This window comes from Fulvivirga maritima, assembly GCF_021389955.1.
Classification (GTDB): domain Bacteria; phylum Bacteroidota; class Bacteroidia; order Cytophagales; family Cyclobacteriaceae; genus Fulvivirga; species Fulvivirga maritima.
In genome coordinates, this window is the sequence record NZ_CP089980.1 from 5853226 (window position 1) to 5878219 (window position 24994).

Consider the following 24994-nt stretch of genomic DNA (forward strand, 5'->3'; position numbering starts at 1 on the left):
ACGCGTATGTTTCTTACTACGCGTGCTAGATATAAAAAGTAATTGATCTTTTACTTCACTTGTAATTTGGAGGTATAACTACCTTTAACGGAGGTTATTTTCACTAAATAAAGACCTGAATTGAGGTTGAGGTTAAGGCTCAATGCTTTTTCTCCTTCCAGTTGGCGTTCGAACACTATTCTGCCTTTCATATCAATAATGCTCAGTTGCTCTCCAGAATCAGGGATCTGTATGTTTAACAAGGTACCTGCGGTGAGCGGATTAGGGTATACCTTTAATTGTAACTGCTCTATGTTATCTGCGGCGCTGCGAGCAGCTATTAAGAAAGCCGAATTACTACAGCTTGCTGGCTGAGGATTCACTCCTTCCACTTCCATTTTATCAATGTTAGCCAAGCCAGCGGCAGTAGTGGCTTCCAGTCTTACTCTATGGGTACCAGCAGACAGGCTTATGGTTACGTAAGAACTAGAGTTTTCTGACCACGAAGTCCAGGCTTCTGTGCTGTTAAATGCTGCCGAAGCTACCGTATTACCGTCAACCATAATATTACCTGCCCGGGCCTCTGTGCTGCCATTAGCATATCGCCAGCGTAAGGTGTAGCTGCCACTATAAGGTATAGCAATAGACCACTCTATTCCTGCTCCAGAGGCATTAGTAGTATTTGCAAAGCCATCTCCTTGGAAGCCAGCATTATTATTATCTATGCTGCCCTCCACCAAACAAAAGCCTGTCTGATTTTCCTGAATGGCTATCTCGGTAATAACGGACTCTATGGTTATAGTAAATATCTGTGTGCTTTGTGCACCACAAGAGTTAGCGTAGGTAGCCACATAATTACCCATTTGAGCGGGTTGTATATTAGTAAGCTCCATTTCTCTACCGCCAGCATTAAAACCGTTTGGTCCACTCCAGCTCCAGCTGCCACCTTGTGTAGGTTGAGGGCCAAATTTCACGGTAGCACCAGCGCTAATAACAGCAGAATTACCTGCTGACCATGAGCCTCCATTGATCTGGATATAAGGTGTTATGGCTGTAGGTGTACATCCGCCACCACCGCCATCAGGGTCAGTATAATTAGGGGTGCCATTAGCATTTTGAGCTGTTATGATAGAAGCTATCAGGCCATTAATATATACTTCTACATTAGTATAAACTGAGCTGAGGGTATAGGCTGATCCATCAGAAGCATTGTTACTATTTAGCCCTCTGCTGTTTTCCCAGCTATCAGGCATACCGTCACCATCAGAGTCTGTAGGAGCTGAAGATGAATTATAAGCAGGCCATCCTCCTACATCAGACTGGGTATCTATAAGTCCGTTCGAACTGCCATTAGAGCCGTTATAGGTGTAAGTACCATTGGTGGTTTCATTTACTATTCTGGCATCTATGGCATCTCGGTCATTACTGGCACCAGCGTAAGCCAGCACGGCAGTATAAGCTCCTGAGGCAGAGTGCGTGGTTATTTCACCAAAACTATAGGCAGAATTAGACCTCAACTCCGACTTGCTTTTTGAAGATGGGTTAGGATCGATTCCCTGCCAGTTGTCATTAGAAACGGTAGAGCTGCCGTTCATATAGTTACCATTCACATAAAACATGCCCCAAACACCAGCATCATTCTGATTAGATCCATCATCAGGGTTAGGAGAAAATATTCTGTCCCTTACCCCTGATCTGGTAGCAGGTCCAGGTTTATAGTAATTATTCACGATGTTATAACTTCCGCCTTCGGCACCATAACCACTATTTCCACCCCAGTTATAAAACACATTATTTCTCATATCTGCCTTTTCCACTTCAGGTGTACCACTAAAACGGCTTCCGCTAAAGCGAGGATTTCTACTATCATGATGGGCCAGCAGGTTATGATGGAAGGAAGCATTTTCTCCACCCCAAATACCGCCATAGCCATGAGTGCCTTTACCATGTACTGACACACGAAGGCTTTCTGAAATAATGCACCACTGCATGGTAAAATCTTTGTTATGGTAGAAAGAAGCACATTCATCTGTACTCCAGCTCATGGAACAGTGATCTATAATCACCCGCTCATTATACCTTCCGCCCAGCGCATCTCCCTCATTTTCAGCATCATCGCCCATTCTAAATCTTAAAAAGCGAATAATTACATTATCTGCTCCCACAGATACGGAATAGTTTTTCAAACAAATGCCATCTCCCGGAGCTGTTTGGCCAGCTATGGTAATATCTCCATTATTAATGCTTAGGTTAGATTGTAACGATATAATGCCTGATACTTTAAACATTACAATACGAGGGCCACTTGCCTGCACGGCAGCACGTAAACTACCCGGGCCGCTGTCATTTAGGTTAGTTACATAAATCACCTGACCACCACGGCCGCCGGTGGTATATCTACCGAAACCCTCTGCGCCAGGAAAGGCCGGCGCATCGGTTTCAGGAGCTGTCACCTGATTTACGGTTATAGTGCCGGATTTACTGGCATTGGGCGAACCACCCACTGTATTGATAGTATATTGAAAAGTGCCACTTTGAGTAGGCGCACCGCTGAAATAGACGGCCTGCGCACTGTTATCTATGGTAGCATTGATACCTTGCGGAAGTCCTGTTACAGTTACTGTAGTAGCATTTTCCCAGTTATAATAGAAGCTACTTATGGCTTCATTCACATCTACTACCTGACTGGAAGAACCTGCTCCGTGCTTTATTAGCTCTGCTCCTGCTGCATTCGCTTCTGTAAAAGAGATGTAGTTAAGGTTAAACAGATAACCACTTCCTCCTTCAAAAACCAAAAAAAGGTCATGAATACCCGATACCGAACTAACGGAAGAAGTAAAGTTACTATACGTCTGCCACCCGCCAGAACTGGTGATGGTGCAATTGCCTATTTCTGTACCTGTAGGTGAATCTATGTGAATAGAAATATTACCGGTAGCAGTGGTAGCAGCACGAGCCAGGAAGCTTTGCGCTCCATTTTTAAAATCTACATTAGAAAAAGAGATCCAATCGCCATTCTCAATATAGCCTACATTTAGTCCGCCTTCACCAGATTCTTCAGTATATACGCCCGATTGATCGGTGAAACCTTCTGCTTCTACGGTGGTATAAGGATCTATTAAAACTTCATTGAGCGGATCCCAATTATCATTACCTGCCAATACTGCTGCCCGCTCATATAATGGAGCTTCAGAACTGTTTAGCGCTCTGACACCCGCCCAATTCGCTCTATTACTCATATTGGCTCCACCTCCGGTATTCTGATACTCATACAGCTCCAAATCTGAAGATGTAGCGGCATAATCCATATTCCAGGTAGTGGGCCAGCCAGCAGGATTAATACTAGATGTCATGTTGCAATAAATCCAGGTCACCTTGGGGTAATTATGCCAGGGACGCCCTAAGGCGATAGAAGCCCCATCATCGCCAGAGCGCGGGCTGTTACTGGCATAGGTTACATCACAATCATAAAATACAAAACCATAGTCCTGACTCTGCTGGGTAGATGGAGCGGTGATCCAGCCGCCACCCCAGCTGCGTATTTCGCATTGATAAAAGAAGTCAATACCACCTCCATAAATATAGTCTGTACGACCTACTATGAGGCAATTTTGAAAATATCCGCGCTTCCCATTATTCCAGAAGTAAATAGTGTCCTGATAGCCTTTGATATCACAATTAAGAAATATCACCTTGTCTGACTGGATGGTTAGTGCCTGCGCCTGCCCTACCGGTCCGGCAGTGTTTTGCACCGTAAGGTTCTCTCCCTTGAAACCATCTCCCTGGATAGTCAGGGTAGCGGAGGTTCTAATGACATCAGCAGGCCACTGAGCCGCATCAGATTCCGGGCACTTGCCGGCTGAGCAATCGTAGATATGATAACTGATAATGGTACCTGTTCGGCTCTCACCTATCATGGTAACATTTTTCTTTGATGATCTCACAATCAGTTTCTCATCATCATAGGTTCCGTTTTTAATGTAAATGACCGTGCGGGTGGCACTGTTATCAGGCACTGCTTCTATGGCTGCCTGAATAGAGGTGTAATCTCCGGAGCCATCTAACGCCACAGTAATGTCAGCATTAGACGCCTGAGCAAAAGCCTTCCCACCAACGCACATAGCAAGGAAGGCTATTAGAAATAGCTTTTTTTTCATTATTCATGAGGTTTAGGTTATGAATCTCAAGCGATCTCTTCAGTAGACAGTAGCATTTTTTAAAAGACCACCTGAGTGTTATTAAGTGTATAAGGTACAAATAATTTACAATAGGTAGAAACCTTAAATAATAAAGTTATCACAAAAAAATACCACTGAATCTCCCTAAACCATCATATGAATTTGATTAATCTTCAAGAATAACCACTTCAGTCCTTCGGTTCTTCCTCCTACCTTCTTCATTATCAGAGCCATCAGGATTTTCATTAGGAGCCATTGGTTTGGTTTCTCCATACCCTACAGCCACTATCCGATCAGAGGAAATTCCTTTTTCTATAAGATAATCTCTAATGTTGTTTGCTCTATCCTGAGACAGTTTTAGGTTTAATTCATCATCCCCCTTACTATCAGTATGGCCACTGATTTCTATTTTCACCTTAGGGTTGTTGATTAGAAAACGTTCCAGCACGTCTAAATCTTTAAGCGCTTCCGACTGTATTTCGGCATCACCAAAGGCGAAGTAAATATTTTCCAACACTAAAACAGATCCTTTTTTAATCTCTGCTTTCTTAACCACCTGATCAGAAAGTACTAAAGGCTGTTCTGGCTGCGTAGGATCTATGTGCTCTATTTTCTCCTTTTCTTCTGCTTTGCGCATCACTATCATTAGTGTATCAGGCAGGTCATCGGTACGTAAACTTTTGAAGCTCTTATCATAACCCGTTTTTGACGCAGCTACCTCTATGCTGTAATCCTTCTTATACCTGATTTTAAAGTCGCCTTCTTTACCGGTGAGCAAGCTGGTTTCGATACTATCATAATTATCATAACTATGTAAGGCCAGAGCAATATTAACCTCAGGAAGCTTCACTGAATCTTCATTAACGACTATGGCAGGCAACTCCATTACTTGTTGTTTCTCAATAAAATAGATATCATCACAGCAGTTTTTTCCAAATACAGATTTATCCGCTTCTCTGTTAGATACCAAAGTGCCGTTAGCATTACTAACTCGCCATGAAAAGTAAGTTTCGTCAAAACCAGTGTTTATAGAAGCCCCTAAATTTTCAGGTCTGCGCCAGCTTTTCAGAGCTCCTTCGGCATAAAACACGTCATAACCACCCATACCATAATGGTAGTCTGAGCTAAAATACAGTTGCCCTGATTCCTTATCATAGAAAGGAGTCACTTCATTGCCGGAGGTATTGATGCCACTGCCACAGTTCACCGGCTCGGCCCACTCTCCGGTACGACTGATAGCTGAATACCAGATATCAAGTCCACCGCGGCCTCCGGGCCTATCTGATACAAAATAAAGTACTTCTGAAGTCATTCGCCTTCTGGTATATTCACCAAAAGAGGGCTGAGTACTGGTATAAGCAGACTTATTTATTCCTCCTTTTATTTTCACTGGCTTACTCCATTGGCCATGCTTTTTGGTAGACACATAGATGGCACACCTTACTTCATGAGCATCATTTTCCTGACAAATGCTAAATGCAAAAGACTTACCATCCATAGAAAGACTGCCATTAGCAGTATGAAAGAACTCATGGTTAAAATCATAGGCCGGTTCCGGTGCCTGCCAGCTGCCATTACTCTTTTTAGCGATATACAACTGATTAACCGGGGCAAAGTCTTCATCATCCTGCACCATTACTAAGGTATCAGAAGGTAAAGAAGTATATAATAAAGATGATTGGTCTAGCCATACGAGGCCGAAATCAGAATAAGGACTATTTACCGGCTCTGGCAGAATTTCTATTTTAAAATCTCCAACATAAGCCTCCTTTTGCATTTCCTGAGCCTCTGAACATGCTCTTATTTTGGCATTTGCTATTCTTTTCAGCTCTCTATAATTAGGCTCTGTAGGCCTTAATCGAAGGAAATCCAGGTACTGCTTTTTGGCTTCTTCATATTGCTGCACGGCCATAAGACTATTCCCATAATGTAAATATGCCAGGTAGTACGTGTTTTTCAGTTCTTTATCATTGTTTATCAGCTTCATTAAACTACCATAGGCAGTAGCAGCCTCCGAGTGATTTCTGGAGGCATATAAGGCTTCAGCCAAGTGATACCAGCTTTGCATATCCTTTCGATTAGCCTGAAGGTATTTTTCATACAAAGGAATAGCATCATAATAGTTACCTTCCTCAAAATTGCTTTCGGCCATTTTTAACATCTCACCTCCACTTTGTGCATAAGCGGAGAGTGAAACGCATAAAGTAATAAGAGATAAAACTAGTAACTTCTTCATACTAAAAAATCCTACAGGGTACAGCATAGCTTCCTTTATCACTTTTCTTTCTGCCTCTATAAATAAATGATATTTCAAAAACACCAGGATTAGAAAAATCCACTTCTTCTACCTCGGCAATCTCTTTGAGTCCTGAGATAGAAAAATCATAACTCACATGGAGCTCCACTCCCTGATATGTGCCTCCTGCATATAATACCAAGTACTCTGTCCACTGTGCAAAGACTCCTAAATCAACTCTAAAGCGCTTCTGTGGCACCAGGGTATATTCGGCCACCACGCCACTGCTCACTTCGGTTTCATTTTGTTGTAAGCTCACCAACCAACGAGGAACCAGAGCCACTTTATCGTTTACTGTGTATTTCACTTTTCCTGAAATGAGCTTTCTGTTCATATGGGCATAAGAGAGAGAATCGCTAAAAAAGCTCTCCTGTGGCTGCACTATATTGAGCCATGAAGCATAAATTGATGTTTGCCACTTTTTATTGATAAGAAAGCTATAGGCCAGACCAGCACCAGCATCATAATTAGCCATGTTATCACTAGAAAACGGTTCTCCGTTAGGTGCATCAAGGTCAGGTACAAAACCTACATACTGACTTTCAAAAGTTAGTTTATCAATATCAAAGGAAGAAATGGCATACTTAAGGTTGATGCCCAAAGACAGACGGTGCCTACCTTGAAAATCCAGTGGGTGATGATACGCCGCTGACAGTCCCAGCTCCTGACTCTGCATAAGCCCCTGCCCCAGATGATCATCCAGCACATAAAAACCTACGCCCCAGCTATCGCCCGGTAAAAAGCCATGCGTAAACTTCATGTCTCCTGCCACGCCAATGGTCTCAAACTCCGCATTGATACTATTCCACTGCTTTCTATAAATACCCGCCACACGGTAAGACTCCTGAAAATTACCAGTAGCCGCTGGCTGCATAGAAAGTGGAAAATTAAAGAACTGGGTAAACTTCACCTCTTGAATCTGAGCTTGACAAACAGAAATAAACAGGCAAAAGATGACTACCAGTAAGCCAACTAATCTCATCTTAAAAGCGTTATATTCTTCTTAAAATTAAAATATGTATCATAAGCCCCGGAAGCTTGCACATGAGCTATGTAAACTCCTGCAGGCTGTGCTCTATCATTATAAGTACCATCCCAAACCGCATTAACATCTCCTGCTGCGTCAAATACCAATTGCCCGTGGCGGTTATACACTTTAAAGGTTTGTAAAGTCTTGATGCCTTGTTGAATTAACCGGAGACCGTCATTTTTACCATCATCATTAGGCGAAAAGGCGGTAGGTATATCTAAGTAGACATTAAGATCCAGCGGAACTACTATGGTATCCTGACATTCATAAGTGTTAGTAACAATATGCGTAAGAGGATACTGTTCTATGGCATCATAAGTATGAAGGGGATCACGCTCTTCTGATGAATTGCCATCGCCAAAATCCCAATAATAAGAAACGATATCACCTTCAGAGTCATCATAAAACTGGAAGGGAATAAAGGCCTCTACAAAACCTCCCTGCACCTCTACCCCTGCAATGGGGGATGGTTTAATGTAAATCCGCTGAGTGAGTGTATCATAACAACCTAATGATGATGAGGACACCAGACTTACCGGATAAGTACCTGAATTTTTAAAAATATGACTTGGATTTTCTTCATTACTGGTAGTACCATCAGGGAAAATCCATTGGTAGCTTTCTATCTCGCCATCACCAGGGGTGGTAGCGTTAGTAAAAGGAACGGGGCTGCGTTCGCAACCTTCATCAAACTTAAAATCTATATTAGGAGGAAATAATATGTTGACGGTTTTAGTTATACTCTTTTCACACTCCGAAAAGCTATTGATAACATATAAAGTAACATCATAAGTACCGCCTTTCTCATAGGCATGAGTGATCATTGGGAAAGGCACTTGTCCTTCCAGTATATTGCCATCACCAAAATCCCACCTGTAATCGGTAATATTTTCAAATCGATCTATAAAATCATCTTCAAATAACACAGGGACTTTTGCACATACATCAGTCTCATAGGTAAAGTCTGGTTCTGACAGTTCATCTGCAAAACCGCTCATTATATCTGAATCTGTACAGCCATTGGTATCCGTGGCTCTTAGGGTTACTGAAAACTGAGCTCTATCTTCAAATTCATAAACAAGCTCATTATCTGTACTGAACTCATGTACTCCTGTTTTTTGGTTATAAACATCCCATTCTACTGATTGAATAGGCTTAGTAGATCCGTATTTAAAAGTAATGATATCTCCTTTACAGAACCGGTCTTGGGAAGCTTCAATATTCACCACTGGTGTTTCATGCACAAGCATTGGTTTAGAGAATTTAGCTTCACAATCATCTGTAGCATTACTATTTTCATTATAGTGGACAGTTAGACCTACGTTATAATTTCCAGGTGCAGTATAGGTATAGTCAAGCACCCTAAGAGTAGTATCATACCTTACTCCATCACTAAAGTCATATTCATATAAGTTCACATGAGGACCATTAGGGGCTGTTACCGTTATACTACTTCCAAAGCAAACCTCTCCTGAAGCTGGTGTGAGGTTTAAAACATTATTAATAGAAGTATTGTATACACTTTTTATGGTAGTTGACTCGCAACCATCATCGTCTCTCACCGTTAACCTCACCTGATAGTCTTGTTCAGCAGAAAAATCATGTTGTGGAGAGGCTATTGAAGAGGTATTATCGGCTCCTGATGGAGGATCGGCAAAATCCCAGCTATAATCCGTTATGGTATTTACAAAATCAATGGTTTGATCTTGAAACTGGATAATATCTCCCGACACACAATAAGGATCATACAAGAAGTTAGCTCTTAGCGGATAGACGATATTAAGACCATCTGAAGCAGTACAACCTAATGCATCTGTAACCGTAAGAAAGTAAGCTCCTGCGCTATTAATAAACCTATTAGGAGTAGTAGGCCCATCATTCCATTGATATGAAAGAGTTCCCGTCCCGGGATCTAATATTACCGACTCCAGCAATGAATCAGGAGAACTGCACTTCAAATAATAATTACTCTGGATAACATTAACAAAAGGACTTGGGTCAATGTGATAGGTTACCGTTTTAACATTTTCACATCCGCTGGAGCTTATTCCTGTTACCGTTAAAGGATAGTCTCCCTTTTGATCAAATGTATGAGAAGCTACATAAAACAATGTATCTGTATTGACCTTGGTAATGACTGTGTCGCCAAAATCATAAATAAGGGTATCTAAAAAGCTACAAGTATCACTAACCGGATTAACTTGTAAATAAAGAGATTCATAAGTACAGTGCCCACTGAGATTCATGGTAAACTGTGGAGGATCACAAATGATTATCTCCTTCATAATACTGTTAGTACAAGCTGCGGAACTATTATCAGTAACCGTAAGTGTAACCTCATAGGTATCTGCGGAAGTAAAGGTATGCTCCGGATTCTGAGCATTAGACGTACCTCCATCTCCGAAATCCCATGACCAGGCCACAATCCTTTTATTAGGATCTCTATGAATGGAACTATCTGTAAATTGAACTGGAATTCCTGTGCAACGAGGTATCGCACCAAAATTGACCAAAATTTCGTTTTCAAAACTAATACTATCAGTATATGAACAACCGATCTCATCAGTAACAGTGAGCCAATAGTCACCAATCTGCGCATCTAATGTTTCTGCATCTGATCCATCACTCCATTCATACTCATAATCTCCCCCACCACCTGTAATAACAGGATCAAGTAAAACAATATCATCACAAGCCAGCAAATCATCATTACCTAAATCAAATCTAGGAAGTGGATTAACGGTAATGGTAAAAGTTTTAGTAGTAATACCCGGTATAGGGCAGTAGTTATCGCTGGCCTGAACCACAAACTGGTACTCACCGGCATCCGTTATTTTAGTATCCCATAAAATTCTACCAACGGGATTAGGCGTATTATTATCAACCACCATAAATGCCTGGCGTTCACCGCTCAGCAATGTCACTATAATTCCTGCAGGCATGTCTTCATCAGAAATATCAAAGCTAAGATCTATGCTTTCTCCCGCACAGACGCTATAAGAATCGGCGTTGACTTCTTTAAAATCAGAGATTTCTGGCAGTACATTGTCACAATCAAGACTGGTAACCTGAATACCTCGCTTTACCCAACCTATTAACTCTCCATTTCTGTATTCTTCTACCTTAAAATCAGTAATTCCCACCTGATAGGCTGCTGAAGGTAAAATATTAAAGGTAAGGTCGCCACTGTTAGCATCTAAGGCAGGATCTCCTTGAAAAATCATAAAGTCAGTAGCACTATAATCATGTGAAGTAGCGTATACTACTTCAGTATTGTAATTTACTTTTGGAGTAGATAGAGAATACCTGAGCTCATCTCCATCAGGATCTACCGCACCATTATTAAATGTATATTCCTGATCACTGCAAGCGCTGATAACGGCCGAGCCAGAAAAAGTAACTGAATTATTACAGGCTGCGGCCTCAGTATTGATAGAAGCTTCTATAAAAAAGTCCTGGTATTCAGGCACTGTCAGGTTAGTGATCATCTCACTACGTGCCGCTCTTTGCCAGAAAAACCGCCAGTCTGTGCTGGGATCGTAAGCACTAAGGTTGACTTCTCCTCGGTAAACCACCTTTTGAACACCTATTGCAGTACCTCCATTACAAGTGGTAACAGCTGAGCTACAAGCCAATTGCACCTCTTCTTCTGAAGCCTTATAGACATTAAATGAAAGTGGATTAGAAGGCTCTATTCCTAAATCTGTAGCGTAATAATTAATCGGATAATAACGCTCCAGTATAGCTTGAGAGCCACAATCACTGTAAATGGTAAGCAAAATCTCATAACGTCCACTACCTATACATCGATAAGTTAATTCACCCCCTATAATATGAGAAGCCTTGGTAATATTACAGCATAGAGTTAGCCCAATTACTACTAGTAATTGAAATAGGTGTTTTAGGTTCACTAATGAAAAAATTTAGGCAACCGAAGCTGATCAGTAATTGATCATATCGATCCTTAAAAAATAAAACCAACAAATAATATTATTATATTGCAATAATATATTAAGCAACAAATATAGAAATAATATTATTCAGAACCAGATTTATTTTATCATAATCCTCTTCACCACTGATTTACCTCCTACCTCTAATACCAATAAGTAGATGCCGGGTTTGTTTTCCTCTAACACTATTTCATAGTTGGCTTCTGCTTGTTCTGGGTATCTAGCATCTAGCAATACCTGATTGCCACTGATATCTACCAGGGTCAGGTGTGGTGATAAAGCCTCTCTTAGCTCCAGGTGTACTCTGAACTGTCCGTCATTAGGGTTCGGTGATACGGTGAAGGCTTTGATCAGGTCTTCTGCTTCTTCTGTTACCCGGCCATTACTGTTTTGTGCTGATCTTGGACTTATGGTGAGTGACTGGCTATAAAAGTCTTTACAATTGGCCAGACCTACTTCCATATTCACACCATAGCTGCCCGGGTTGTTAAACACAATCTCTGCATAGTCTGAGTTGCTCACCAGTACTTCGGCTCCTTCTGGAAATTCCCAGGTCAGGTGATCAGGGATAGGCCAGCTGATATCTATCATCACTACCGTATCGCCTACATAGGCCTCTGAGATCATGAGAAAATCTGCTCTTAAAAGGTCATCTGATATAGTCAGCTCAAAGTCATCTTCTGCGATGCATCCTTTTGCATTAGCTATGGTTAAATGGTAGGTGCCGGGTTCTGTCAGGCTTACTGTAGGATCTGTGCTCACAACTCCTGCTGCTGATTCCCAGGTATAGGCTTCACCGGTGGTTGGAGCTGTAACCACGTACTCTCCACCAGAACAGATCACTTCATCGGGTACTTCTACTTCATAGGCTGGAGCATCAGGCAAAGTAATAGTCAGCTGCTCTTCACAGCCCTCACTATCCTGAATGGTGATATCATAATCTCCTGAGCTCAGGTCAGTGTGAGTCGTAGTGGTAGTACCATCTTCCCATACATAGCTATAGCCTCCGTTTCCGCCTTGACCGGTAATAGTAATCGCGCCATCGGTATCTCCCAGACAAGTAGGTAAGGTAACTGATGAGGTTTCTACGCTTAAAGGTTCTACTCCTTCTAAAAGCACTGATGTGGTATAAGTACAGCCCTCGCTATCTACAATCGTTAATTCATAATTCCCTTGTTGCACATCTGTCAGGCGATTGCCTGTAGTGCCATTACCCCAAGTATAGTAATAGCCGCCATTGCCGCCTCTGCCTGTCAGCTCTATCATACCATCTGTACTCTCATAACAAGTAGGAGTAGTCTCAGCTGTCACCTCATAGCTTACCGCTTCAGGGTGGGGTACATCTATTTCTTCTACCACCATACAGCCATTGCCATCGGTGATACTCACTACATTAATGCCCGGTTGAAGCTGGCTTGGAGATGCTCCTTCTTCGCCATTATCCCAAACAATGGTATAGGGTGATACGCCTTCCAGCTCTAAAGAGGCGGCGCCATCATTACTATCATAACAGCTCGTAGATACCAGATTGGAGGCTGTGATCACCGCTCCATCTTCACTGCTTACATTAGCATTATAGTTTACAGTACAGCCATTATCATCGGTAACTGTTACCGTATATATTCCGCCTGGTATATTAGGCATAGTGGCATTAGTTCCTATTACAGTACCTGTGCTATTTTTCCATTCATATTGATAAGGAATGGTTCCACCGCTTACACTGACAGTAGCTGAGCCATTGCTCTCAGCGCAGCTGGCTTCGGCAATATTGCTTATGCTTCCTTCCAGCAAAGTGGGTTCTGTAAGCGTGGTAGTTAAGGTGGCATCGCAGCCATTACCATCACGCATCATAATCTGGTAACTGCCTGCCGCTAGGTTATCAAAGGTGGTCTCTGTCTGCCAGTTACTGCCATCCATAGAGTATTCATAATCTCCTACTCCACCAGTAGTATTTACCGTGATGCTTCCTGTTGAAGTATCTTTACACAAGGCATCTTGCTGAGTAGATACACTGAATACTATTTCGGTGGGTTCGGTAATTACAATATTATTCTCCTCAATCTCACAGCCATTGGTATCCGTTATCACTACACTGTAAGTGCCAGCAGTTAGGTCTGTAAGGTCTTCGCTGTCTGCTCCGGTAGACCAGGCATAATTATAAGGTGCAGTGCCGCCTGAGATATCAAGGTCTATAGCTCCATCTACCTCTCCATAGCAGCTGATATCAGTAATAGTGGTGCTGGATAGTAGTGGGTAGGGTTCGGTTAGGATATAGATCTTTTCTTCACTACAGCCTGCACCATCAGTAACTGTTAGTGTATAGGTACCTGCAGTCAGGTTATCTATATTTTGATTGGTAGAACCTGTGGACCAGCTATAACTCAAGTTGCCATCTCCACCAGTAGCAGCAGCATGGATAAAACCATATGCTTCACCATTACAACTGATACTATAGCCATGGTAGGCTGACTGTGTGTCTGTTATATTAATAGTTGGTGGAGAAGAGATGACCACAGGATCAGTTTGTTCCTCTACACAGCCATTGGCATCCTGGATTTTGATAACGTAGCTCCCTGCTCCTAAATCTGTAAATGTGGTTTGAGTGGACCAATTAATACCATTATCTATACTATAACGCAAAGTGCCATAGCCCCCGCTGCCACTTACCGTGATCTCGCCATCTTCTGAGCCACTACAGCTGATATCACGTCCACCATAATCACTGGTTACTTCCCCGCTCACTTCCAATGCTGTGGGAGCAGTAAGCGTCACTTCTTGCATGGATGACTCACAATGGTTAGCATCTCTTACTTTTACCTGATAAGTGCCAGCCGCAAGGTTTTGAATAATATTACTTTCCTGATAGCTAACACCATTATCTACCGAGTATTCCAGCTCGCCGGTGCCGCCTGCTGCCGTTATGGTAATGCTACCATTAGCTCCATCTGAGCAACTGACTTCATACCCATTATATTCGGATAGCACCACTTCTGATATTACCACTGCCGTGGGAGCCGCCAACACCAAGGTGTTAGGCTCGGTAAGACATCCATTGCTATCCTCTATACTGACGGTATAGGTATCTGCTGCCAGGCCTGTGAAGCTATTTGCTGACTGACCTGCTCCTCCATCTAAAATATAGCTCAGCGTGCCAGTGCCTCCACGACCTGTTACCGTAATAACACCATCTTCTGTATCTACACAACTGATCTCTGAGCTTACCTCGGCTGACGTGATTTCTACGGCCGTGGGTTCGCTAAGAGTGAGGGTACTGGAGTCAGTATCTTCTTCTGTACAATCATCCTTTACGTGAAATGTATAATTGCCGTGCTCTAAATTATCAAAGGTATATTCTCTCTCACTACTACTTCCGACCAAGGTAAATTCTTCATCATTTTCCTCTTTTATATGATACCTGAATGGGGGTTTACCATTTGATATTTGAACCGTAATAGATCCATCATCATCTGGGCCGAGTACTTCACTATTACAAGACACCTCTGATGTGATAGTGGCTGAAGTGATGGTTAGAGCCGGAGGTTCGGGGATATTGAAAGACCTTGTACTACCACATGTGCTACTCGAATTTTCTATCGAAATAATATAATTCCTTCCTGATTCAAAAAATGTCGGGTCAGATATTACATAAGAAAGACTATCTGATAAAGTTCTGTTAATTTTTTTTGTTCCCTCTGGGTTCGAAATAGTAGCCTTTAGTTCCTCTCCATTGTAAGTTCTACCGTCTCTATAAGCTAAGTTTGACAAAACTATAATTCCATCTTTAGAACAAGTATAACTAGGTGGTTCTGTATCAATAGTTAGATTACTAGGTACAGCAGGATTGAAGTAAAAAGGTCCTCTGACATTTGTTTCTGAGCGCATAGAAGAGACATCACATTCACCAATAGCGTATATATAAACACTTTGTCCATGCGTAAGTCCAGGAAAATCAGATTTCTTAAAAAACTGGTTTGATGTAGTACTCGATTTAAGATAATTCCAATTAATAGCATCTTTACTCCAATACCAGTAATACATTGACCTATTATCTCCTGCTACAACATTTATAGAAGTATCATCACATAGTGAAGCTCCATTAGGAACACCAGTAATTGATAAATTATCACTTATCCATTTAAAAGCAAGTTGAGCCCTACCCCCATCTCCACTAGAAAAACTGAAATCAGAACTCCTCGTTTCCGAACACTCAGAATCTGAGACATCAAAATAATCCCAAGTTTTAGAGTTACCATAGTACTGCACATAAACTCTTCCATCTATCGGTCGACTATCAACTTCTTGAATATATGCACCTGAATTAATATCAAAAGACTGTGACACTCCGTCATAAGTTACCCTACATGTCCCAGAATAACCTCGAACAGATGGAAACCAAATACGAACTTTATATTGGCCAATTGCCTCATTTACAAACAATAAGCCAGTGACTATACAACTTAAAAAAATAATGCGCTTCAATACCTTATATTTTTACTGGAAATCTCAGAACTTAATCCATTTTTATTTACAGCCTGTATACCATACTCATAGCTATTATTCATCCTAACCCCACTATCTGTAAATTCTGTCTGGTCTCCCGAAATGACTTTGTAAAGCTGTAGCTTATCATCATTCTCTCGTCGGTATATTTTTATGTGATCTGCACTACCAAAGTTTTCCCAAGTCAGTATTATATTCTTTTCTGCTCTATTAGCAGTAGCCTTTAGGTTCTTAACTGTACCTATGACTGTATTCTGAATAAAACTACCTGTAACCGGTACGGCTGGTTTAGATTCTAAGCCTGAAGAATCCACTGCTACCATGGTGTAACTATAGGTTTTATTCGCTATCAAATTTTCATCTACTAAAGTGCTATCTGCATTTCTTTCCAACTCCCTTACTAATTGCCAACCTCTGTTAGTAGCCGATTTTCGGTAGAGATAGTATTTGGCCACGTCTTCACTAGAACTTTTAATATAATTAAGCCTTATTCCTAAAGAATCTGACACCACCTTACTAAATACAGGGGGTACTGGGGGTATAACGTCAGGTCGTTTCAGCTTAATAATATCAGACATTTCTGATTCATTATAGCGAAAGTCAACTGCTGTTACACGATAATAAATATTAGGAGTTAGGGTCTTAATATTGATACTATCACTCCACTGATTAGTGGTTACAGCTTCCTTAGTAACCTGAACAAATTCAGAATTCTTGAAATTTGACCTGTAAACTCTATATCCTAGAAAATCTTCTTCCTGGTTTGATCCCCAACTTAAGGTTACCGCTCCTACAGAATCAACCTTACCGATGATATTGCGAGGTATCGCAGGAGGTATACTGTCTTCTAACTGTACCAAAACAGGGAAAGACGCTTTTACACTTCGGCCTCTATAGGCTATTATTCTATAATAGTTGGTAGCTAATGGCTTTTTGTCTTTGTAGGTACGCTCTTGAGATCCATGTTTGCTAATCACCTGATAGGGTCCAGATTCCTTTCTACTCCTTTCTATTCTAAAACCTTCAATGTTATTACCTGAAAACTCCCACTCCAGATCTACTGTTTCATTATCTGTAGACCAGTCAATAAAATTAGGCGCTACATAGATAGGAGTCACACCACTTCCCGAAACAGAATCTGAAGCCGGACCTTTTTCTCCAAAGGCAGTAATACCTCTTACACGGTAGTAAAAGGTTTTATCATTTTCACTAAGTGAATCTAATTTATAAGTGCGCCTGGACTGTGCTTCTTCCCCTTCAAAAGTGTTTAATATGGGCTGCTTAGTAACAGGCTGATAATTTTCACCATCTTCTGACTTTTCTAAAATAAAGCTATTGTATATGCCGTCAAAGTTCTTGCGTTCCCAGCTTACCATAACCGCCTTATCACCAAATATGGCCTGTAGATCATAAATCTTAGGCAGCGGTTCATAATCTTCTAAACCTGCGTATACAAAGCCAAAATCAATCTCTTCAATCTCTGTAGGAACGGCACTTTTTACCCGATATAAGTACTTCTCATTTTTATGAGCTGTATGGTCAATAAAAGCGAGCCCTGAAAGCTCTGCTGCTTCAAAAGATTGATCTGCGGCATATAAAGCAAAAGAAAACCTTTGTTCAAACTCCCTGGCTTTATTTACCACCTGAAGAATATCAGAAGAATAGTTTTCTGATAACTCAAACGTTTCACCATAGATGGCCTGAGCAGCTACAGCGGCATAATCATTTTGATCGATGAAACTTTCCCAATCATTTGCAGGACGAGGTTTTAAAGGCACAGAAGTAAGCACCTTCTTTTCTGGTACAGAGAGTAAGCTTCCATCTCTACTCACTGTGATACGCTCTACTATGTAGCCATACTTATTAAGCCTGCTCCAGGCAACAGCACTGGTAGGTCCCCATCTTAAACTAATCTCTTGCTCTCCTACCCTTGCCAGCACTTTAATGGCCGGTTTAGAATCTTGTTCTTGAGCAAAAGAAGCCAGAGAAAGAAACATATATATTATTAAAATTCCGAATATTTTCATTCCATAGGATTAGTTATAGTAATCACTTTTTCACTTACTACTTCATTTTTACCTGGCAGTACATACTTCACTTTTATTTGATATGGCCCACTAAGTATAACTGGGAATGGTGCTTGTAACAAACTCATAACATGAGAACTAACAGCTCCTGTACCCTTATCAGCATAAAAATTAGCAGCCTGATTTTGTAAATCATGAAAATCATTTGAATAATAATGAGAAAGGTTATAAATAAAAGCAGCAGACAATGAAGGATTAATATACGCCCCAGAACTAATATCCATCTCACTAAGCTTCAAATTTGTTTGTGGTGCTTGTTTTACAAAAACTGCTTTGACAGGAGGTACTCCTATAGTTCTCTCTAATGAATCCCTCCATAACACTCTAAATCTACCCTCTAATGGATATTCTTTATAAACCAATGGATAGATATATTCATTATAATATCTATTATTACCCAATATGGCCTCTATTTGAATCATGGGCTGAGTCCCTTTAGTGCCATTAAGCTCAGCATTATCAAATAATTCAGATAAACCTATTGACCTCCCCCAACTCATGCACACCATTTCTAATGGGCCACCTCCACTGATTTCTCATATCAGCAGCATCTATCTTACTACTCAAGGTACTATAAGTACTTGTTTTGAAATGGCTTGAGAATACAGATTTTTCCTGCAGCTCGCTAATGGTACCTTCTGCCTTCTTAGTGGTTACTTTTAAATCATTCTCAAAGCCTTCATTAGAAACACTTATCGAATCTGAATAAACGTTCCTATCTACCGCTCCTGAAGCCTTAGCTGGCAAATTTACTAATTCATAACTGTAAATAGCATTAGCAGAAAGGTCTCCAGGTATTGAAAAGCTAATCTCTCGGTTAGATGGTGAATATGAATAATCAAACAAAGACTGCTTACCTCCTTTACTGGTTAATCTACCTTTTTGTTTCCAATCATCTTTATCAATTTGGAAAAGATAAGGCTGCCCTTTCTTTAGACTTATATACCCCTTATGAGTTTCATCTTTATAATAGTTTAACTGGTCAAGAACCGGATAACTATAGGCCACATTGTCCAGAGGAATATAATCAGGAGCTTCTCCTGTTATAAACTTGGTTTTACTCACTTCAGTATACTTCTTACCTCCTATAAATACGGGCACCCATCCCTTTTTGCTCTGTTCTTCGAAACTTACTTCCACAATCATCTGAAGCTCCCTCTTAGGTGGTAAAATATCAAATGAATTGAATGCTATAACATCGCCTCCAGCATTCCACTCTAAATCTCCTATAATTTCATATCCTCCCGATAAAACCGTAAATTTATCCAGTATAATTCTAAATTTCTTCTTTTCATCATCGACATCCACCATCTCAAACGTCTTATTTATAGGCATATTGAAAACTGCCTGGGGAGTACTAAACACATTTACATCTCTCTCTCCACTTACCGGGGTTACTTGAGAAATTACTTTTATACCTTCAAGTACACTTCCTCCTATCATTTCACACTCTTCACCAATTGTGGCTTCAAACTTACAGTTCCCCTTCACTAAACCGCCAAGAACTCTGTATCGCCCACCTACTATACCACGCATCCAAAACGGATTAGGTAATTTGGCCTGTAATACTACAGCAGCACCTATACTTAAAATTTCAACGCTTTTCTTCTTGCCAAAAACCTTTACCCTAATACCTATTTCTCCATCAAAATAAGCATACGCCTGGCCATTAGCGTACCACCCATTCATTCCTAATGGATCTTTTCTCCCCTTACACCTTACATTATCACCATAATTCTTAAGCATAATGTCAAAGCCTAAGCCCGCCTGAAAACGAGCATAAAACATTAAAAAGGTTAAATCTCCTGTATCTACACTGAGTGAGGCCCCAAAGCCTAAACCTTTACCCAGACCGAGGGCATTTTCATCAGCCATATAATCTAAGTCCATACCTCCCAAAATATCAGATACAATTTCTGGCGGTGGCGGACTTCCCGGGATTTTTGTTCCTACCATGAAATAAGAAGTTAGCTGAGCCCTAATAGGACCAACTCCTGCACTGATTCCAATTCTGTCTTCAGGCGTACCCAGATAAAAATACCAATCACTAGGATCATAATGCAATACAGCCCATCCTGCTCTGCCTCCGGCTCCTACTCCTTTTATAATTCCTCCAACCACGTTCACATACATTTCCATATTGGCATGCAATGAGTTGTTTTCAAAATCAAGAACTATTTTTGTATGAGCCGAAACGCTTCCTCTTTTCCCCGCGGCCTCTCCTATTCCACCATGAATCTCGGTTATGGTTTGATCATCATCGGGTATTAATTCACCCACTTTTGTACCATCATATCTTTTGGAGACTTCTACCAACTTAGCAGTCTTACTTTCAATTTTCTCTAGTAAGTCGCCACCAATAGGGGGCGTAACCAAAAATGCATTACCGGTAAAAGTGATACTTTTTACACCTCCTCCTGCAAAAAAGGCAATTTCAAAAGTAGCATCTCCGTTTAATAGTGACTCACTACCCACAGTAGCAAAGCCGATTGTAGCTTTAAGCCCCAATCCAGTCTTTTCATCTGGCACATAAACTGTACCTGAAGCAGTTTTCCCAAAATCACTTCCTATACCCTCATTATCCATTTTCATATGATAATAGGCTCCGCCTCCAAAACCGTTTAGCCCGAAAGGAGGCACTACTGGTATAGGTGTAGGAAAAGAAGCCATGGCATCTGCATACCAGAATCTCATGCCATTAACTTTACCAAAAATGGCCGTAGCCTGCACATTGATTCCAGGTTGAAAAGTGGCATCTATAACACCATTAAATCCATTTCCATATACCTGATCTTCTCTAAAAAATTGTAATCGACCATAGAATTTGAAAGCCCCTTGGTCTATATCTACAGTGATGTCATTTACCTGGAGCTTCTTATATTTCCATCTATGTCCTTCTCCCTCATCACTTAGATCTCCTAGAAGGGTTAACCCAGCCTCTCCTCCAAAAGAAGAAGTAAGATTAACAATCAGGTCAAAGTCTACTCCTAATTCGGTATCTGAAATATTGCGCATACCGATGTTGTCTATGCTAACAGGAAAGTTAGCCATAGCTTGCTGGGCCGCCTCAGAACCAAAAGAAAAACTTCCTACGGTTAAAAATGGCTTTTTACTTTGTAGATGAAGATCTTCAAAAGTAATATTAGCTAATTGAGCTGATTGAGACCCCATAGGGGCATTAATATCCATCTTACCATGTAAGTTGGCCTCTGGCAGAAATTTACCATTTTCAACACTCACCTTTAGGTACGAAGAAGGGTAAATCTCTACCTTACTAGTTTTAAAAATATCAAACTCCAGACTATCTGCTGCGGTAACATTAAATACGTAACTTCCGCCAGTATTAATTATGGCCGAGTATTCAAATATTTTATCTTCACTATTGATAGGAATGCGAATTCCACCAGTAAGTCCACCCTCTTTTAACTGGTTAGCTTCAATATCTATAAAAATGGTTTCTAAAGAGTAAGACCAACCATTCATTGATCCTTTTTTAAGAGGTATGATATCAGTAGCAGATATTTTACCTGAAAACCCTTGCTGATCAATAATTATATTATCCGCTCTAAATGATCTTCTTACATTGGCTGAGTCTCTTACTCTAAACTCCTGAGGTAATGAAATAATCATTTCCCTCATATAAAACCCTCTCCATAAATCCGGGTGCTCAGCGATCATGTCTGTATGGTAGTCCTTAGGGAAAGTTACCGCAGGCGCATTACGTAAGTCAGAATAATCAAAAACAGCAGCACTAGCTTTAAAACCAACTCCTTTTAAACCATTAACCTGAAAAGGAGGAAGAGTAACTTCAGCTATCAAATCATTCCAATTGCTTAGAGTAGTGCTAAAAGTAGCTATAACACGATCTTTTTCATTCACACTACCATCTGGCTTCTCAGGTACTATGAAATCTCTGGAGAAAGTAACTTCCGCTCCTATTCCCATCATTTTGAAACCATTGCAATCAAATTCTACAAAGGTAGTTCCATTACCTTTTAACTTAACCACAGACTTTTCACCAAAAAGGTCAAAGGGTTGATCTCCTATAAGCTCTAAACGTGCATCTCCGGTTATACCTCCATTTTTACTAAGCTTTATTTGATCGCCTCTAAAAGTTAATTTTTTACCACTGGTAGGTTCTTCAAACACCATATATGCTACCAGATAAGCCCCTTGGGGCGTCATAACTATACTATCTAATGATATTGTATAAGAAAGACCTCCTATATTCTTTTTAATACCTACTGGCATATCTACCAGTGATTTTTCATCTAGAACGTCAACAAACCTGTTATTCTTAGTGATCATTTCATCTAGTTCTAGGGCTCTCATCTCATAAGCAGAAAGCGTATCAGATAAAACAGGAGCAAAATCCTCTGCTCTTAGTATATCAGACTTGGTTTCTTCTACTTCCTCCCACTCCAGCTCTTCAAACACTCTGGTATTAGCCGCTTCTATCTTCACCTCTTTAGGTTGATCTTTAGGCTCAGTGTTTTTAACCTCCTTATCAGGATCTGTGGTTCCTGCAGAGGTTACAAAATAGGAGAGTAAAAAAAGATAAGTTATAAGGCTCTTTCTCATTAGTTATTAATCAATCTTTACAAATCTTTTCTGAGATTTTTTTAGTAACGCCACTTGTAGTAAAAGCTTCGATCTCTAATAAATATTTACCTGATTCCTCAAAGTTTTTACTCCATGTTCTTTTGTCGTTACCCTTCAAAGTGCTCACCAGTTTGTCATTAGCGTATATTCGAAACCCTTCTACATCAAGTATATCTTCATAATCCCAGGCAAGACTTAGTTCATGGTCTTTAGCTTCTACCGATTTTACTTGTATGTTTGGTAATATTCTGGAAGGAACTATTACTTCTATTGTTTCACTCTGAGCACTTCTCTTCACCGAAGGAAAGTTCACTATGCTCATCAAGGCAAACTCATATTTAGCAGCATAGGAATCATAAAAAACATAATCGTATTGAGTATCATAAATTACTCCTGCCTTCTGATATAGATAAAGGCTCTTACCATTAGGAAACTTCACCAATAGGTTATATCCAAGGTTTTCATATTGAGATTGTGCTTTGTCCCATGTCAAGTGGATAGCTCTTTCACCACTTTCTTCATCCTTTATTACCTCAGCCTTTAAGCCTGTTGGCACCGGTAAATCCTGAGCATGCGTAAGGGTGGCGGTTATTATTAATGAAAAAATTAAATAAATTACTCTCATTGTATTTTGAATTTTCTAGCCTGTGACTCTTTGCTTGTTACTCCGGTAGTAGATACCGCCTGAATGTAATATGAATATGATCCTGGGTCTAACGCTCCTGATTTCCAGGTCCTAGTATCTGATGACAATTCGGCAATTAACTGCTCGTTTTGATATAATCTAAACCCTTGAAGATCAACAATATCATCATATTTCCAGTTGAGTGTTACTACGTTTTCATCCTTGGCAATGGGCCAGATATTAATAAATGGTAGTGATTCTGAAGGCACCAAAACGGTCACCTTATCACTCAGTTCACTCTCCTTATTTTGCTCATTCATAGCACTTATAGCAAATGTATATCTAGCCGCTTTACTTGAACTAATAGCGTAATTATAGGTAGTAGCTGTAATGGTAGGAAAACTAGCTTCCTTCCAAACTTTCTCCTCATTAGCACTGCTAGAATGTATATAATATTGAAGCGACCCTGAAGCTGCACTTGGTGATTCCCAGGTTAAGACTACCTCTCTTCCTTCTTTTTTAAATTGAGCCTGTAGATTTTGAGGAACCGTAGGGTTTACCTTTTTTTGATTATAAAAAGTAACCCTTTTACTCCATAACTCACGATCATCCTGTGTAAGAGCTATTAGTCTAAAATCATAATAATTATTGTCTGGTGCTGCAATTTGCTGGTAAGCAAAACTTCTGCTTCCTACTTCCAAAAGTGGTGAAACATTCTCAGCAGGACCTTTATCTTTTATCAGCTGTACATAAAAACCTTTGATATAAGGCTGCTGATCTTCAGGAAATGACCATTTAAAATTAAGGCTTCCTGTTCCTTTATCTGGCCTATCCAGTTTAGGGGCAGGCACCGTGGCCGGAACCTCTGGAGAACTTTCATACTCCACTTCTGAGTACTCTCCATAAGTATTAAAAATAGTACTGGCTCTTGCCGCATATATATAAGATTTTTCGAGATCTACCCCCTTATCTTCATAGAAAAGCGTGCCTTCCTTGTCCTTAAGGCTAACCCAAATAGGAGTATCATTCAACTTCACATATTCATCAGCTCCTTTTTCTTTTCTATAGATGTAAAAACCATTTAAAACCTTAAACCCTTTATATTTTTCTGTATCAATCTTCCATATTAAACCTATACTCCCCGCGCTTTTGTTGGTTTTACTTACCTTACCGCTAAGTATTACATCATATTTTGGAGGATTTTTTTGTGGAGTAAAAGTGCCCATTGGCTGATTTTTCTCATTTCTATTATATATTCCAAAAACTCCATATGTATAGATGTAACCCTTCTCAACATGATCTACATATGCAAAGCCGGCCATAAGCGCCACGTCGTAATTAGAGCTGAGAGCTATGGACATCGCAGAAACACCATTTTCTGTAGCCATGTAATTGGTTAAGTTTTCATAAGAAGTTTCCTTCAATTTCTTACCAGCTATCATCTCCTGCCTCTTAGCTGTTAGTGCTGCTGCCTCAGAAGAATTGAGTCCAATATTATTCAAGGCCTTAGTGCCCATAGTGCTGGGTTTTATAGGTTCATTACCCAGCTTTTCCCAGTTAGATGTTGAAGTTAATTTTCTTTTAATAACCACGCCTTCTAAACCTTCTGGCCACCCTTTGGATGGCAACCAAAAAAGCCTCACTTCATCACTTTTGGTCTCTCCTAGCAAGTTCATATCCTGAGCATATGAACTTTGAATAAAACATAAAAACAAACAAAAAATCAGAATTAAGTTTTTCATAT

10 protein-coding genes are annotated in these 24994 nt (G+C 40.4%); all 10 read right to left on the bottom strand.

Annotated elements, in window-relative coordinates; genetic code table 11:
• Positions 1–50 precede the first annotated feature (50 nt).
• The 10 genes from LVD15_RS24555 to LVD15_RS24600 all read right to left on the bottom strand — a co-directional run bounded on the left by LVD15_RS24555 (position 51) and on the right by LVD15_RS24600 (position 24992).
• Positions 51–4136 carry a pectinesterase family protein gene (locus tag LVD15_RS24555; RefSeq protein ID WP_233777832.1) on the bottom strand — a complete coding sequence of 1362 codons (4086 nt, stop codon included), beginning with the start codon at positions 4134–4136 and terminating at the stop codon, positions 51–53.
• 187 nt (positions 4137–4323) lie between these two features.
• Positions 4324–6471 (bottom strand): OmpA family protein, encoded by a 2148-nt coding sequence (locus LVD15_RS24560; RefSeq protein WP_233777833.1) that lies wholly within the window; start codon positions 6469–6471, stop codon positions 4324–4326.
• Positions 6395–7435, bottom strand: a complete 1041-nt coding sequence (locus LVD15_RS24565) for a PorP/SprF family type IX secretion system membrane protein (RefSeq protein WP_233777834.1) — start codon at positions 7433–7435, stop codon at positions 6395–6397. Before LVD15_RS24565 ends, LVD15_RS24560 begins: the two co-directional genes overlap by 77 nt.
• Positions 7432–11394, bottom strand: coding sequence for a PKD domain-containing protein (locus LVD15_RS24570; protein ID WP_233777835.1), 3963 nt, complete (start codon positions 11392–11394; stop codon positions 7432–7434). Before LVD15_RS24570 ends, LVD15_RS24565 begins: the two co-directional genes overlap by 4 nt.
• A 141-nt stretch (positions 11395–11535) precedes the next feature.
• Positions 11536–15777, bottom strand: a complete 4242-nt coding sequence (locus LVD15_RS24575; RefSeq protein ID WP_233777836.1) for a T9SS type A sorting domain-containing protein — start codon at positions 15775–15777, stop codon at positions 11536–11538.
• Between the two features lie 134 nt (positions 15778–15911).
• Complete coding sequence (locus tag LVD15_RS24580) at positions 15912–17963, bottom strand: hypothetical protein (RefSeq protein ID WP_233777837.1); 2052 nt, start codon at positions 17961–17963, stop codon at positions 15912–15914.
• Complete coding sequence (locus LVD15_RS24585) at positions 17960–18523, bottom strand: hypothetical protein (protein ID WP_233777838.1); 564 nt, start codon at positions 18521–18523, stop codon at positions 17960–17962. Before LVD15_RS24585 ends, LVD15_RS24580 begins: the two co-directional genes overlap by 4 nt.
• Positions 18492–22604, bottom strand: a complete 4113-nt coding sequence (locus LVD15_RS24590) for a hypothetical protein (RefSeq protein ID WP_233777839.1) — start codon at positions 22602–22604, stop codon at positions 18492–18494. Before LVD15_RS24590 ends, LVD15_RS24585 begins: the two co-directional genes overlap by 32 nt.
• 10 nt (positions 22605–22614) lie before the next feature.
• Positions 22615–23250: a hypothetical protein gene (locus LVD15_RS24595; RefSeq protein ID WP_233777840.1), complete on the bottom strand. Its 636-nt coding sequence runs from the start codon at positions 23248–23250 to the stop codon at positions 22615–22617.
• Positions 23247–24992, bottom strand: coding sequence for a fibronectin type III domain-containing protein (locus LVD15_RS24600; RefSeq protein WP_233777841.1), 1746 nt, complete (start codon positions 24990–24992; stop codon positions 23247–23249). Before LVD15_RS24600 ends, LVD15_RS24595 begins: the two co-directional genes overlap by 4 nt.
• Between the last annotated feature and the right edge of the window lie 2 nt (positions 24993–24994).

Coding starts and splice junctions, on each gene's coding strand:
- LVD15_RS24555 (WP_233777832.1), bottom strand. CDS start 4,136: ATGAAAAAAAAGCTATTTCTAATAGCCTTCCTTGCTATGTGCGTTGGT.
- LVD15_RS24565 (WP_233777834.1), bottom strand. CDS start 7,435: ATGAGATTAGTTGGCTTACTGGTAGTCATCTTTTGCCTGTTTATTTCT.
- LVD15_RS24580 (WP_233777837.1), bottom strand. CDS start 17,963: ATGAAAATATTCGGAATTTTAATAATATATATGTTTCTTTCTCTGGCT.
- LVD15_RS24585 (WP_233777838.1), bottom strand. CDS start 18,523: ATGAGTTGGGGGAGGTCAATAGGTTTATCTGAATTATTTGATAATGCT.
- LVD15_RS24590 (WP_233777839.1), bottom strand. CDS start 22,604: ATGAGAAAGAGCCTTATAACTTATCTTTTTTTACTCTCCTATTTTGTA.
- LVD15_RS24595 (WP_233777840.1), bottom strand. CDS start 23,250: ATGAGAGTAATTTATTTAATTTTTTCATTAATAATAACCGCCACCCTT.
- LVD15_RS24600 (WP_233777841.1), bottom strand. CDS start 24,992: ATGAAAAACTTAATTCTGATTTTTTGTTTGTTTTTATGTTTTATTCAA.